This is a genomic window from Paenibacillus peoriae KCTC 3763 (genome assembly GCF_000236805.1).
In the GTDB taxonomy this organism is placed as follows: domain Bacteria; phylum Bacillota; class Bacilli; order Paenibacillales; family Paenibacillaceae; genus Paenibacillus; species Paenibacillus peoriae.
The window spans coordinates 229561-243351 of record NZ_AGFX01000018.1 but is presented as its reverse complement, the minus strand read 5'-3'; the positions used below and the strand labels follow the sequence as shown (position 1 = coordinate 243351).

General features: G+C 44.0%; 9 protein-coding genes and 1 pseudogene. 2 read left to right on the top strand and 8 right to left on the bottom strand.

Features of this window, described 5'->3' with window-relative positions:
- Positions 1-23 precede the first annotated feature (23 nt).
- Entirely contained in the window at positions 24-1151 is a 1128-nt protein-coding gene (locus KQI_RS0112060) for a glycoside hydrolase family 88/105 protein (RefSeq protein WP_010347006.1), read from the top strand.
- A gap of 72 nt (positions 1152-1223) precedes the next feature.
- On the opposite strand, the gene KQI_RS0112055 is transcribed toward KQI_RS0112060, so the two are convergent.
- The 5 genes from KQI_RS0112055 to KQI_RS0112035 all read right to left on the bottom strand — a co-directional run bounded on the left by KQI_RS0112055 (position 1224) and on the right by KQI_RS0112035 (position 9640).
- Positions 1224-2096, bottom strand: a complete 873-nt coding sequence (locus tag KQI_RS0112055) for an Rpn family recombination-promoting nuclease/putative transposase (protein WP_010347005.1) — start codon at positions 2094-2096, stop codon at positions 1224-1226.
- Positions 2097-2205: 109 nt separating this feature from the next.
- Positions 2206-3159 carry a polysaccharide deacetylase family protein gene (locus KQI_RS0112050; protein WP_010347004.1) on the bottom strand — a complete coding sequence of 318 codons (954 nt, stop codon included), beginning with the start codon at positions 3157-3159 and terminating at the stop codon, positions 2206-2208.
- Positions 3160-3347: 188 nt separating this feature from the next.
- On the bottom strand, positions 3348-5303 hold the full coding sequence (locus KQI_RS0112045) for an acyltransferase family protein (RefSeq protein ID WP_010347003.1): 1956 nt from the start codon (positions 5301-5303) through the stop codon (positions 3348-3350).
- A gap of 271 nt (positions 5304-5574) precedes the next feature.
- On the bottom strand, positions 5575-6924 hold the full coding sequence (locus KQI_RS0112040) for a sodium-dependent transporter (protein ID WP_010347002.1): 1350 nt from the start codon (positions 6922-6924) through the stop codon (positions 5575-5577).
- A gap of 163 nt (positions 6925-7087) precedes the next feature.
- Complete coding sequence (locus tag KQI_RS0112035) at positions 7088-9640, bottom strand: DUF2339 domain-containing protein (protein ID WP_010347001.1); 2553 nt, start codon at positions 9638-9640, stop codon at positions 7088-7090.
- A 1001-nt stretch (positions 9641-10641) separates the two neighbouring features.
- Here KQI_RS0112035 and KQI_RS0112020 point away from each other — a divergent pair.
- Positions 10642-10950 (top strand): hypothetical protein, encoded by a 309-nt coding sequence (locus tag KQI_RS0112020; RefSeq protein WP_010347000.1) that lies wholly within the window; start codon positions 10642-10644, stop codon positions 10948-10950.
- Positions 10951-10997: 47 nt separating this feature from the next.
- Here the strand turns inward: KQI_RS0112020 and KQI_RS0112015 are convergent, their stop codons facing one another.
- The 3 genes and pseudogenes from KQI_RS0112015 to KQI_RS26825 form a co-directional block, all read right to left on the bottom strand.
- A complete protein-coding gene (locus KQI_RS0112015; RefSeq protein WP_029390127.1) occupies positions 10998-11591 on the bottom strand; it encodes a hypothetical protein in 594 nt (197 codons plus the stop codon).
- Between the two features lie 383 nt (positions 11592-11974).
- Positions 11975-12154: an aspartyl-phosphate phosphatase Spo0E family protein gene (locus tag KQI_RS0112010; RefSeq protein ID WP_010346998.1), complete on the bottom strand. Its 180-nt coding sequence runs from the start codon at positions 12152-12154 to the stop codon at positions 11975-11977.
- A 238-nt stretch (positions 12155-12392) separates the two neighbouring features.
- A pseudogene (locus KQI_RS26825) lies at positions 12393-13790 on the bottom strand (helix-turn-helix domain-containing protein).
- Between the last annotated feature and the right edge of the window lies 1 nt (position 13791).

Here is a 13791-nt window from a genome sequence, read left to right as displayed (position 1 = left end):
TTTTCCAAAGAGGTGACTGTATCATGGCAAATCCGATATCACAACCAACAACCAATCCGACAAAAACAGATTCCTGGGCTGTACGCATGAGCGACTCCGTACTGAAACGGAGTCCTGAATTTTATGAAAAATGGGAATATGACCACGGTGTCATTTATAAAGGTCTGGAATGGGTTGGCGAGCTGACAGGTGATCCCAAGTATATGGAATATATAAAAAAACATATGGATCATTTTGTTGACGAAAATGGCGTCATTCAGCGCTATAAAGTAGATGAGTACAACATTGACCACGTCAATAACGGCAAGCTGCTCTTCACTCTGTATCGTGCCACAGGGGACGAACGTTATAAAAAGGCAGCTTACCAATTACGCAGTCAGTTGGAAAAACATCCGCGTACCAGCGAGGGCGCATTCTGGCATAAGCAAATCTATCCATATCAAATTTGGCTGGACGGCCTGTACATGGGTGCACCGTTCTACGCTGAATTTATCCGCGAATTCGGAGATCCGTCAGAGTTTGACGATGTGACCCTGCAATTCAAGCTATGCTACAAGCATACACGTGATCCTGAAACGGGTCTGCTCTACCACGCTTGGGATGAGAAGCATGAGCAGCCTTGGTGCAACCCGGAGACAGGCTGTTCCAAAAACTTCTGGGGCCGCTCGATGGGCTGGTTTGTCATGGCACTCGTTGACGTGCTGGACTATATTCCGGAGGATCATGCAGATCGTCCTGCCTTGATCAATATGCTGACAGAAACACTGGAAGCTCTGCTGAAGGTCCAAGATGAAACTAGCGGTGTCTTTTATCAGGTGCTCAATCTGGGCCACTTAAAAGGTAATTATCTGGAAGCATCCGCTTCCTGCATGATTCTGTATGCGATCGCCAAAGGTGTGCGCAAAGGCTATCTGCCAGAGCATTATCGTCAAGAAGCGGAAATCATCCGTAAGGGAATTATCGATGAATTTATTACGATTACCGAAGAAGGACTTGTAAATCTGAACAAAACGGTGCAAGTAAGCGGCTTGGGCGGTAAAGATCGTCGGGACGGTACATTCGCCTACTATATCAGCGAGCCTATTGTAACCAACGATCCTAAAGGGATCGGTGCTTTTATTCAGGCGATGGGTGAAGCAGAGCGCATCTAAAGCAGAGAGCAACTCCATATGCTGCACTACAAAGGACGAGGGCTAATGCTCCTCGTCCTTTTCTGTGATCCATCATTTATTTTTCAAATCCAAAATCTCTGACTCAGACAGCCCAGAAGCTCTTACTATAATGGAAATTTCAACTCCCAAAGTAAGAAGCTCTTTGGCCATTTCAACCGCCTTCTTCCGTTTACCTAGAGCCTCACCACGAGCCTCGCCACGAGCCTCACCTTCAGCTAGCGCTCCTTCAATCATAGAAGCTTCATCATGCAAGTATTTCTGTCTATCCTCATATAATCGGCGGGCTTCTGTATCCTGACTAAGAAATTCTAACGTATCCATTGCTTTCTTTAATACAGGCTCGTTCATCTTCAGCACCTCCCAATTGGATTTATCGGCGCCCTTTAAAAATAGTAACCAGTTGACCAATCCACCATTTTCAACGGGAACCGCGTGGTCGTCCAGTTTTGGCAACTCCAGAAAATGTAGCTCAATATCATCAATTAACGGGATACCACTGCGATCTTCCCGTAAGTGAAATACATTATGGTACTGCTCGTTGGGAAGAAACGAGTAATTCAGAATGTTGATGGTGACACACTTCTTCAACAGCTTATAGGACTGGCCTTCCTGCAATTGCCCACTATAAAGCTTACTCCAATAAAATAATGTTCGCTTTTCTGTGTCATACTTATTGAATAACTGCATTTCTACATTAATCAGTTCGCCCTCGTCCGTCTTTGCACGAATATCCAAGATGGATTGCTTATCACGAGGGGCATCTTTCTCCATATAAGGATTAAGAAGAATAATCTCTTTTAGAGCGGGCTTTCCAGCTTCGATAAATGTTCTATTGAGAAAGGCCAACAGGACATCGCGGTTTTCCTCACTGCCAAAAATACGTTTAAATAAAAAATCATTTCGAGGATTAAGCAACTCAGCCATCTGTAATCAACTCCGTTTAACATTAGTATACCACGCTGAGAAATCCTTAGACACACTACGCAGGAACGAACAAATTGTTTCTAATCAGTATTTTGCATCATTCGATAATTCACTTCATAACCTTAAATTCATAACCCTGTTTTTTTAGATATTCTATAATTTGCGGCAAAGCTTTGGCGGTTTCCTCCTTGCCATAGGTATCATGCATTAAGATTATGGCCTTTTCCCGACCTTTTACTGACTTTATGAATTGGTTTACCAATGCGGCTGCTTTCTTGGGTTTACCCTCTGCATCTTTGTTTAATACGTTCCAATCCACTTGATGGTAATCCTTTTGAAGTAGTACTTTATCCAATGAAGCCATCCCCTGCGGATCTCTGCTCTTCCATGTCATATGGCCTCCCGGAAATCGGACCATTCTTGTAGAGAAATCCGGCCCCAAAATGCTCTTTAAGACCTGATTATTCCTTTCAATCTCCTGCATAACACGCTCAGTATTTACTTTCCTGTGAGGATACAAATACTTATAATTATGTGAATACGTATGATTTCCGATTGCATGGCCTTCTTTAACGATTCTTTTGACGATGTTCCTTGTATGTTCGTTTTCATTGGCTTCCTTGCCTACGATAAAAAAGGTTGCCTTTACTTGCTGTTTTTTCAGAATATCCAGTATTTGAGGTGTTACCGTCACAGAGGGTCCATCATCGAAAGATAGGTAGGCTACCTTTTTCCCATTAGCTCCATCCGGCTTTTGCCCGAGCATTTGCTGGTTTAAATATTTCTCAACAAAAGCGCCATCTTCAACACCGGTCTCGTCTTTTGGTAAAGCTGCTTTACCCTTGGAATCCGTATTTGCTTTTACTTTAGATGGATCATGCGCTACGGAATCTGTCTTTTTAGCAGGCTCCTGCGTTTGCGCTGGTTTGCTGTCTGAAAACATAATAGTAATCAGAGTAATACAACCCACTATAAATAATAAAATAACAGCCAACATGAGTCTTCTTCTGTTCCTCTTTGAGCGGTGCTCACTTGCCCTACTATGTGAATAGCCCTTTTCCATAAACTTATGTACCTCCACACCACATTTAATATTCTCTCAATATAGACATATTTACATAGGTTACTTTACCACAAAGTGTGCTTCCCTTCGGATACTAAATAAGAAAAACCACCGGATCAGGGGATAACCTACTTCCCGGTGGTTTTTCACTTACATTGCTTAAAGAAATGTATGAGTATGATTGCTAATCATGAAGATTGCTTCGTTAGGGCCTGGGCCAGCAAAGACGCATAGGCTTTGGCACCCTTGGGTTTCAAATGGACTCCGTCATGTTCGAAGTATGAGTTTTTACCAGAGCTGGCTCCGTACCAATCGATCATCGTAATTCGTGAGTCCTGGGAGGCCGCTTCGGCAAGATGCTTGTTCACAATGCCCTCCCACGGTCGAGGCACACGGGTATTCACAAGTATAATACGCTTCGCATCCTTCAGACTGACCAGTAGATTGGATAGCTGGTCCTTGGTAAAGGCACCGTTCGTGCCCAACTCAATAATAACCGTCTTCCCCAACTGCCCGTTCTGTCTCAGCTGATCCAGTACGGCAGGCGCTTCCGCCATCTGACGGCCGATCCGCCCATCTACAACAGCGCCTGGAAAGGATTTCTCAATGTACGACTGCACATCCAGCATGACAGAGTCCCCAATCGCGGTCACACTTGAGCCATCCACTGTCGTAGGCGCAGCTTGTTGGGCTGAAGTTTCCGACGGTGTCGTAGGGTCATTGGTAGTCCCAGCCTTGACCGCCGTATTTTTAGGCGTTTGGGACCCGGTCGACGCTGGAGTCTGCTCCTTGCTGCCTTGGGATACTTGCGGCGGCTTGACCTGGGGCTCCCTGGAAGCCACAGATACTGTTCCATGAAGCGGAGGCATCGCCTTTGACTTCGCAATAGGCTTCTCATCGCTTGATGCCGCCTGTATCGTTGCGTCAGGAGACGCCACGTACAGGTGAACAGCGCCTGCAAGCACGCCTACCAAAAGCATAGATGCTGCAGTTGCAGGTATCCATCTCCACCGTGCCTGTCTGCGAACCGCTGAACGGATTCCCGCAATCCAGCGGCGGAATCCCTCGTGGCGGATCGGCTCCTCGATATATTTATACGAGAGTGACGTCAGAAGTAGGGTGGCTAACAGTTGTACAATGATTCGCGTGACATGCACACCATCGGTATCCACCTGAGGTGTCGTCAGTGTGATCACCGGAACATGCCACAGATACAGCCCGTAGGAACGGGCGCCAATCCAGCGCAAGGGCTTGATTCCTAGCAGTCGGCCGAGATTGCTCACCGGATGTGCCAATGCTGCGACTACAATAGCAGTGACCAGCGCGATGCCTAACAAACCACCCCGGTACAGAGACGGGTCATATTCATCCGAGGCCCACGCCCAGTGACAAAGCAGCAGCAAGCTAATGGCACCGATACTATCCAACAGCAACCGCGCCTTGGCTGAGGTCTGCTCTTTCAGCTTGCCGCTCGGCCATACCAAGGCCAGCGCTGCACCGATGAGCAGAGCGAACCCGCGCGTATCCGTGCCATAATACACCCGGCTCGGATCGCTTCCCGGTATGTAAATCACGGCCATCAAAAGCGCAGAGATTAACGCTAGACTTGTCACCCAGCCGGCGAGCACACTACGCCTTGGCATGCATTTTAGCCCCAACGCCAACAGCAGCGGCCACAAAATATAAAATTGCTCCTCCACCGCCAGCGACCACAGATGTCCGAGCGGAGAAGGTGGCCCAAAGCTTTCAAAGTACGAAACCTGATGAAAAATAAACCACCAGTTGCTCATATACACTAAAGCGGCAGGTACATCTCCGCGCAAGGCTGTAAGCCGTGACGGATCGAAAAGCAGCGAGCATAGAACAATGACAGCTACAACCGTCAACATGGCAGGCAGCAGCCTTCTGGCACGACGCAGCCAGAAATCTTTCATTTTAAAACTATGATATGTATCCCACTGACTGACCAAAATATCCGTAATCAAATACCCTGACAAAGTAAAAAACACACCTACACCCAACAAACCACCCGGCAACCAGTCCGGATTCAGATGATACACAATGACTGCGATGACCGCCAGCGCTCTTAATCCGTCCAAACCTGGCATATAACGACGTTGTGATGGCAACCGATTCAATCCCATTTCAGCCGCCGTCCTTCTTGCAAACTCAAGCTCCCTGTCTGTTCCAATGCTCTTCTGCCCTTTCCCTCTCCTGCACATCGTCTGTGCGATGCCCTGTAGCCTTTTTGTTCATTATATAAAACTTCATAATCGTAGTGATTTCAATGAAGTTAAAATTAATGACAATGTTTTTATTATATCACCCCTTTCCACAGTTAGGTAAGCACTGACAGATATACAAAAAAAGGCATCTCTTCCCTTAGGAAGAAAATGCCTTTTTTATTGATTTTGCTTAAAATTTGATAATTCCTGAGGTGTGCAGGAAGACCAGCAACATCAGGATCGGTGCAACATACCGAAGACCGAACAACCATACGCGGAACCAGACGGGTTTGAGATTGGCATGCTCGCCCGCAGTCTTCCAGTAGTAGCCTGTGAATATGACAATCAGCAAGCCGCCTAACGGCAAGAAGATGTTGGAAGCTGTGAAGTCAACGAAATCAAAGAATGATTTGTCACCGACTTTCAATTCCGGAACCAGTCCCATGGACAATGCAGAAGGGACACCCAGCAGCAGACACAGAATAGATACGACGATAACCGAGCGAACCCGGCTCCAACGGAACCGCTCCATAACATACGCTACGGGGACTTCCAGCAAGGATACCATAGAACCTAATGCAGCAACCGCCAGCAATACGAAGAACAAGCCGCCGAAGAAAGCACCGAAAGGCATGGCAGAGAACGCAGCCGGTAAAGCAATAAAGACCAGAGACGGCCCTTGAGCCGGGTTAATTCCAAAGGAAAAGGTTGTAGGGAAAATAATCATACCTGCGATAAATGCATAGAGTAAATCCCCGCCACCAACTGCCAGCATGGCTCCACCCAGCGATTGTCGACGATCCACATAAGCACCGTACGTGACCATAATCCCCATCCCCAGTGAGAGCGAGAAGAAGGCATGTCCCAAAGCAACCAATGCAGACTCTATACTAAGTTTAGAGAAGTCAGGATTCAGGAAGAAGGATACACCCCCACTCGCACCCGGCAGCATAAGCGCATTTATCATTAATACAAGCAACAGGATAACCTTGGCGGGAATCAAAATTTTATTGAACTTTTCAATCCCGTTCGATACCCCAAGCGTAACCACGACTGCTGTAAATGCAAAAACAACTAACAGCCAAACCAACGGAGCGTAGCCCGAGGAAAAGGAAGCAAACTGTCCAGCAAAATCATTATTTGAAAACAGACTTCCACTGAATGCCTCGACGGCATAGTGCAGTGTCCAGCCTCCTACAATGGCATAAAACGATAAAATAACAAATGGCACGATAACAAACATAATGCTCATCTTGCCCCAAATCGGATGACCGCCCACTTTGACCATGGCAGAAGCAGCACTTCCTCGACCCGCACGGCCAAGCGCAAGCTCCGCTAAAAGGACTGGCAAGCCTACAAGCAACAGGCAGATGATAAATAACAAGAAAAATGCAGCTCCGCCATATTGTCCAGTAATATACGGAAATTTCCAAATGTTGCCCAGTCCTGCCGCACTCCCGATCGCTGCCAAGATAAATCCGGCCGACGAGAAGCGTTCATTTTTATCAGACAGGCTATTCTGCCCCTTGCTTAAACTCATTATATCCCCCTCATTCTCTCTACTTCCGCATAAACATAAGCATGCGTACATAAATAATTTTTAATCATTATAGCGTAAGTAGGATGTAAGGTCATACATAATTTTTCACTATTTATCGAATTTATTTTTATATTGTCGAATATCTACACAATCCTACAAAAAACTACACTTTTTCTTCGACATTCTTCTTTATAATGGCCTCTCCCATGCGATTGGATACTTTTTGATAAATATACGAAATCGCCAGCAATACCACACCGAAGGAGAAGTAGGCTACGATGGTGCTTCCTGTTGTTAACAGGTGTAGATCATACAAAAGCAGCTTGCCTGTCGACAGCAGGGTCAGTCCCAAGCCAACTCTGCGAATGTAGACCAACCGCTTGAGAAAGCCGTATACGATATACAGAATCGCCAGCAGTAAATATACCAGACTGAATACGAGACCTGCATCCCCTAGACGGAACTGAACTCCTAGGAAGGCAGTAATAATGCCCAACAAATAGACACCCATAATGACCGGATACAGCTCTGTGCTTCGATAATGGCGTGTCATCAGTGCATTCAGGAAATCTCTGCTGCTGAAGAAGACTAGTACATTAAAAGCTGCGAGTACTATCAAAGCTATATAATCAGCAGCCGTATTTTGCGTGTAATTTTCATGCAAGGTGGGAACTGCTACGGTAACCAATAGTCCAAGCGCATAGCCTATGATGTACAGAGCCAGGCTGTAGTATTTGATCACCCGATCGTACAACAGCTTTACCTTAGGCAGGAAATAAGCCAAAACTAGCGATACGCAGGTGTACAGCAATACCTTGTACAAGGTGTAGTGTGCAAATCCGTCCGATACGAGAATGGCATACCAATGCCCGGCTTCATACAAGAGGTAGCAGTACACGTTCACCAAAGCCGCATATTTAAACCCTTGCATGATACGCATTTCGTACAAACGATTGTTTTTGAACGCATCCGGACGGCTGAATTGAATGGCGTAAAAGACAGTAACGATCAACATCCCCAGCGTAATGAGTGTATATTTGAGCCCAAAATAATCCGTTTCAAAGCCTGACAGCAGGTATATAGGGAAATCGACGAAAAAGAATGTGCCCAGACACAGTGATAAAATGCCCCAGCCTGCTCGCTCCAATTCCTTTAACCGGTAACGGTTCCCACCCAATGTCAGAAGAACGGCCTCGATCAACCAGCCCATGGATAGCCATCTGACTCCAAACTGGAACGGAATCATGAGGATGGCAAAGGTCAGTGAAGTCGCATAAAATAATATTTTCGTTTGTTTCTCCGCTGGAATATATCGACTAACCCATCGTCCCAGGCCCCCATACACCAAGCAAAAGACAAGCGCCAGCAAGCCTTTGTAATCATCCAGACCCGCATCACCAAAGAGAGAGTACAGAACGCTGCAGCTCACGACGGTGTTCAGAGCCAGCAGAGAGAAATCAAGCCATGACAGCTTTGCTTTCAAACGGAACGGCACCCACAGCGTCATACCGAGGTACATTACAAATGTAATAACAGCATACAGCATGCTCGCTGCGACGCTTTCTGATAACCACACCAGCACAATCATCAAAGGCGTATTGAGCAAAAAGCTGATATATTGCACAATGACCCACCGTTTGCGCAAGGATACGAGCAGAATGAGCAGGTTCAGCAGGAACAGATAGCCCATGGCGATATACACGGCGTTCCCTTCCAGCCCGTTCGCTGCCATATAGGAAAACAGCGGGAGATACCCCCCTACTAATCCGAAAGAGCATATCGTTCGCGATTCATACCTTAATGACAATAGTACAGCGGTCACCGTAACCAGGACGGATAAGCCGATACCTGTATACATCCCTATGATCTCCAGCAAAAAGTAGCTGTAAAAAATCGATCCATACAGCACGGAAATCCCGCCGCCCAAAATACCGAGCGCAAAGGTCTGCTTCTGCTTGCGGTACAGCCATTCGCCGCCGACCAGCATCAACGCTCCCAGTAGAAAGAAGGCTACCCCCTTCATATTTCCTGTAAACCAGTTCGAATAGGAATATTTAAAAGCGGCTCCTACACCCAAAATAATGAGCAAAATCCCCAGCTTGTTGATCCAGTTCAAGCCTAGCTTCATTTCGAACTGATTCTGCTTCATGCGCTTCTGCATCGTTTCTTCGCTGATCTCTTCTTCTTCGAGCTGATGGAGCTCGCTTGCCGTCTGATAGAGTAATTTTTGCTCTGCCTCGTGAAACCGCTGGCGTTGCTCCATGATCCGGTCACGAATCTCCTCCGAGAACAGTCTCAATCTGGCGACGATCTCGTCCTGATCCTCTTTAAGCTCATGTGTGGCTTGCTGAATAAGCTGGTCCACCCGGTTCTTAGCCCCATATTCAAAGGCTGTCAGCCGATTCTGCCCCTCTGCTGTTTTGGATGCAAAATAGGTCTCCAGCTTTTCACGTGAAATGCGGAGCATATTCGCTTTTTCACTCAACATTTGCTCCGTTAGCGAAGTACGCATCGTTCCATTTTCCCGCTCCATATGTCGTACTCGCTCTTCCAACTGAATGCAGCGAGCCTGGTATTCCTCAAATTTTTGTCGCAGTACCTCATTCTCCAGAATGATATCCGAGGCTTCATAGTCCGCAATTAAGGTCTGATACTCCTTGAGCAGCTTGTTCTGTTCCTGGCGAATCGTATGTAAACGATCTTTAAAATCCTCCATGTTCTCCTCCTTCGCTGTTCATTTTGGTAATCATTACATTTTACATGAAATTAACAAGGCATTATAGAGACTATAGCCCATTTTGAACAGCGAAATGAGGATTTTAATTCAATATTATTCCAACTTTTGCAACGCGGGTGAAGCAGGAGAAACATACATGAGAAATAAAGCCTACCTGTTAATTTCGTAAATATGAAATATGGATAATGTCTAATTAAACTTCCATTTATAGTCGTATATTACCCTATAATATTATATGAGTCTTGTTTGTGCAGGCGTTTTAACAATTCATAAAGGAGAGATATACATGTATTCAGTAAGCGGTACTATAGCTTTGATCTCAAGCATGTCTATGTTTTGGCTTCTATACTATTTAAGAGTCACCCATTCCGCAGGATTTAATGATGCTTTTTATTTATTTCCACTGATCTTGATTACGCTGTGTATTTATTTTTATTGGAAAGATCATGATGAAAAAAGTAGGTAAGCCAACACCTCATGATCCAGACGTTTATATCCCCACTCCGATTAGATACAGTTGGTACAACAATGGGATACAAAAAAGGGACGCTCCCAGCTCATTTCGGGAACGTCCTTCTCGTATTTGATCATTATTATCAGGTTATTATCGACACTCCCAACTGGATAAAAATCCTCGCTTAATCCACATGGTTTTGCTTTTTTTTATGAATCCATCTTCTGATCACGATGAACAAATACGTAAAAAGAGCAACGAAAAAAATAATACCGATCAGTGTAGCTATAGCAGCAGAAGTCACACCTAATAGCTCCTTGCCTTTTTTGAAGTAACTGTATATATTTTAACCGATCTAACTTTATGAAGTATAGTTCCTCCCATTTTTAATATTTTTTATATAAAGAGGATATATTGTTTGAGCCATCTTTGCAGGGATAAACATCCAAAACCAAGTAAAACCAAAAATAGTTCATAAGATATAATATTTGCAATAAACAAAAAAATACAATTAAGGAGCGGGACTATGGGTGAATTTATGGAACTTAATGGTTTGAAGTATCGGAAAACTAAGGAATATCTGCTTATTTATTTTGAACCTACGTCATTCAAACAAGGGTATGTTGTTTCTTTTAAATTTCCTCATCATCCTTATTCCAGCAAACAAGAATTTATAACTGATAGTAGAACATTTGAGTGTAATCACCTTGAGCAGTTCAAGAATTTCGACCCTGATAAATCAGCAGAATTAGAAAGGACAGGTATCGGCTTCTCATGGCCCAACAGTGGCCTGACTAAATTTTTTGAAATGGTAAATCAGAACCTATCTGTGTAAAACGAACAAAGGCATTCTGTCCTAAAATGGGGCAGAATGCCTTTATATTAATATACTGTGAATGTAATATCACAGTTTGGCACTACTCTAGAAAATTGTCTATTTGTATCCCAAGCCAAGCCTGATATTCTCGCTTCATATCTACCTGGTCTTAGTTTAGGGTAGAACGTATCGCTTACAGGCAAACCAGCCACATTTGTCGCTGTAATATTCCAATCCGTTACATACCCACCGTTATCAGCGTTGGTAAACTCAATTGTTCCTTCAAAATGATAGAAAAAGCTGAATTTTGGGTCGACAGACCAAAAAATTAAGCCTGTATCCCAACGATCTCCAGCAGTATAGACCAAGCGAACAGTACCAGCATTCCCTGTACATGTTCTCAAAGGTTCAATAGTGCTGCTTGTACTTTGTCCTTCGTCATAACAGAAATTCACTGTAGAAGACGGATTATCATATGTAGCATCTGTAATGGAGGTAGAAGGCTTTCCAAAGGAAACGTCTGGATTGACCACAGATTTTGAAAATGGCATATGTGATTCATTATCTACTTTATTTGCATAAGTGGTAGCTGGAGAGAACCCGACAAGCAATGAAAATACGAGACATAAACTTGAAACAGTCTTTAACAGGTTTTTCACATCATCATCTCCCAAATTTTTAGTGTGTTACTTGCTTTGTTACTCGTATTCGAAACAGATATTACTTTATCTGACTACACACCACCGCCCCTCAATATTTTTTTGGAAAATGTTACAATGTAAATAATGTAACTATATTCCTTTATTTGAGATTCCAAATTAGCACATATAGATATAAAATTTTTTCGATATTCGCATGATAATTGGTACTATTACTTTCCTCTAATCCATCGCAGGTATCTCCCTGTCAAGTAATTTATTACATTTAATTACATGAGTATGTATGTAGCTATCAAATAAGACATTTTATAGAATAATAAACTCCGTTGCGTGAGAAAAGAATTATTTTTGCATAGAGAACTACAAGCATAATGAATTTCGGGTCATACCAGGTGGGGCAGCCTCTTGGTCTGAAACATACGATTGTATTGATTAATCAGTTCGTCCAACAACATAGACTGTTCAAGTACACAAGGGTGTCCAAAGCCATACTGCTCATACAGATCATGCAGCCGTTGCCGTGCGCTTTCCAATTGTTGATGTAACGTTGTATCTGTGTCCATTGTGTATTCCCTCCTCATGAATCTCATTTTAAGGGGGCATGTGCTATTAGAGGCCACCATTTTTCAGCCAAAATATTCAAAATAAAACAAAAAAAAGACCAGCCAATAGGCTGGTCAACTGGCAAGAAGATCAAGCTTTGAGTCATTAAATCATGCTGTACCAATGTGTTCCTGTGGTGTGACTGTGCCGTAAGCTGGGGGAGGAGCCAGAACTGGTAGTGCAAATACCAGTACCAAGCTAGTCGCTGCCATAAGCAAAGCCATCTTTTTGATCATTGCTTTCCCACACCTCCTCATAAATGGATTGGAACTGAACCTGTGTTGCAGATGCCGCATGTGTTTTGAAACGAAAGAATAATCCAGCACAATTGGGAATTAGTGGTGCATGATTAATTGTACCAGCTTTTTCTAGTGCGTCTATTAAACATTTGAAACCATATGAATATCTGCCTTTATTGAGGCTGTATTTAGCCAGCTTATACCAAAATCGTGCACGCTGCTGTAGTAAAAATTGTTGTGAGTATTTATCGATAAAGGATGATTCCTGGTACGCTGCAATTTGGGATTCAAAGCGCTGTAGAATATGATCTACATCTATGTTGTAACGATTAGCAACTTCAATAACGTTCAAGAGTTCATTAAAAATGTGCTGTTCGCCCGCCATATACTCTACGTAATCGTGGAGGACACTTACATCTCCAGACATAAGTCTGTTGACGTACGTATTAATTTTCGCCCAATGCTGAAATTTACCTAACCAATGAAGCGTATCCGAATCATTTTCCTGTACCCAGCTTAGATCAGCATAGTTGCGAAGATGCTCTAGCGCCTGCTTATGTTCTCCCTTCGCATCACAAGCATTAGCACACATTAGTTCGGCATAGGCTATGTACACAAAAAGCGGTCTACTAAGTTTCTTTAGCGATTCTGTTCCTGTTCGCTTGGAGTTATGAACCAAATCATATTGGATCTGCCCTAGCTCGCCCATTTTCCGAGAAAATATATATACCTTGTCCCATTGACTCAATGATCTGTACACATTCGCCAAATCCTTTAGGGCATCCAGTTGATCGATCTCATCCAAACGATGGACATAGGGTTCAAATTTAGCTGCGGCTTCGAGATTCAGATTTTGATCCTTTCCGACCGAAATGGTGAACAAGCGATAGCGGCACAGAGCAAGTCGCTCCGAATGTTGCTGCCTTTCACTCTCAGCTACGTTTTCATACAGGTAGGCTGCTGCTTCTATATAGTCATTTTGGAAACACTTCTCAGCCAACTCAAAGAGTGGAGAAAGGTAGGTCGGATTATCCAGTATCAAGCTGACTACTCACTGCACGCAATCCAACCGCCCAAGCTCCACACAGCGATATAAGAACGGGCTAATTCTTCGCCAGTTGAGCTGTTCTTCTATAATGCACTCTTCAATGTACTGCTCATAAAAATGATCTGCTGGCAACTCCATCCCGACAGTAATGCGGTCCAGTTGGTTAACGGATAAAATACGGTTTCCTGTGACAATACCGCTAACCGTACCTACATTCAAATCAATGATGTGTCCAAACTCAGTCATGCTCAAGCCTTTTTGCTTCAAGTATTTTTCAATTTCTGCTCTAATCGTAGGTGTGATTTCCATG

What these genes read in the sequence shown, in the direction of transcription:
- KQI_RS0112060 (WP_010347006.1), top strand. Translation starts at nt 24, where the DNA reads ATGGCAAATCCGATATCACAACCAACAACCAATCCGACAAAAACAGAT.
- KQI_RS0112055 (WP_010347005.1), bottom strand. Translation starts at nt 2,096, where the DNA reads ATGGCTGAGTTGCTTAATCCTCGAAATGATTTTTTATTTAAACGTATT.
- KQI_RS0112050 (WP_010347004.1), bottom strand. Translation starts at nt 3,159, where the DNA reads ATGGAAAAGGGCTATTCACATAGTAGGGCAAGTGAGCACCGCTCAAAG.
- KQI_RS0112045 (WP_010347003.1), bottom strand. Translation starts at nt 5,303, where the DNA reads ATGGGATTGAATCGGTTGCCATCACAACGTCGTTATATGCCAGGTTTG.
- KQI_RS0112040 (WP_010347002.1), bottom strand. Translation starts at nt 6,924, where the DNA reads ATGAGTTTAAGCAAGGGGCAGAATAGCCTGTCTGATAAAAATGAACGC.
- KQI_RS0112035 (WP_010347001.1), bottom strand. Translation starts at nt 9,640, where the DNA reads ATGGAGGATTTTAAAGATCGTTTACATACGATTCGCCAGGAACAGAAC.
- KQI_RS0112020 (WP_010347000.1), top strand. Translation starts at nt 10,642, where the DNA reads ATGGGTGAATTTATGGAACTTAATGGTTTGAAGTATCGGAAAACTAAG.
- KQI_RS0112010 (WP_010346998.1), bottom strand. Translation starts at nt 12,154, where the DNA reads ATGGACACAGATACAACGTTACATCAACAATTGGAAAGCGCACGGCAA.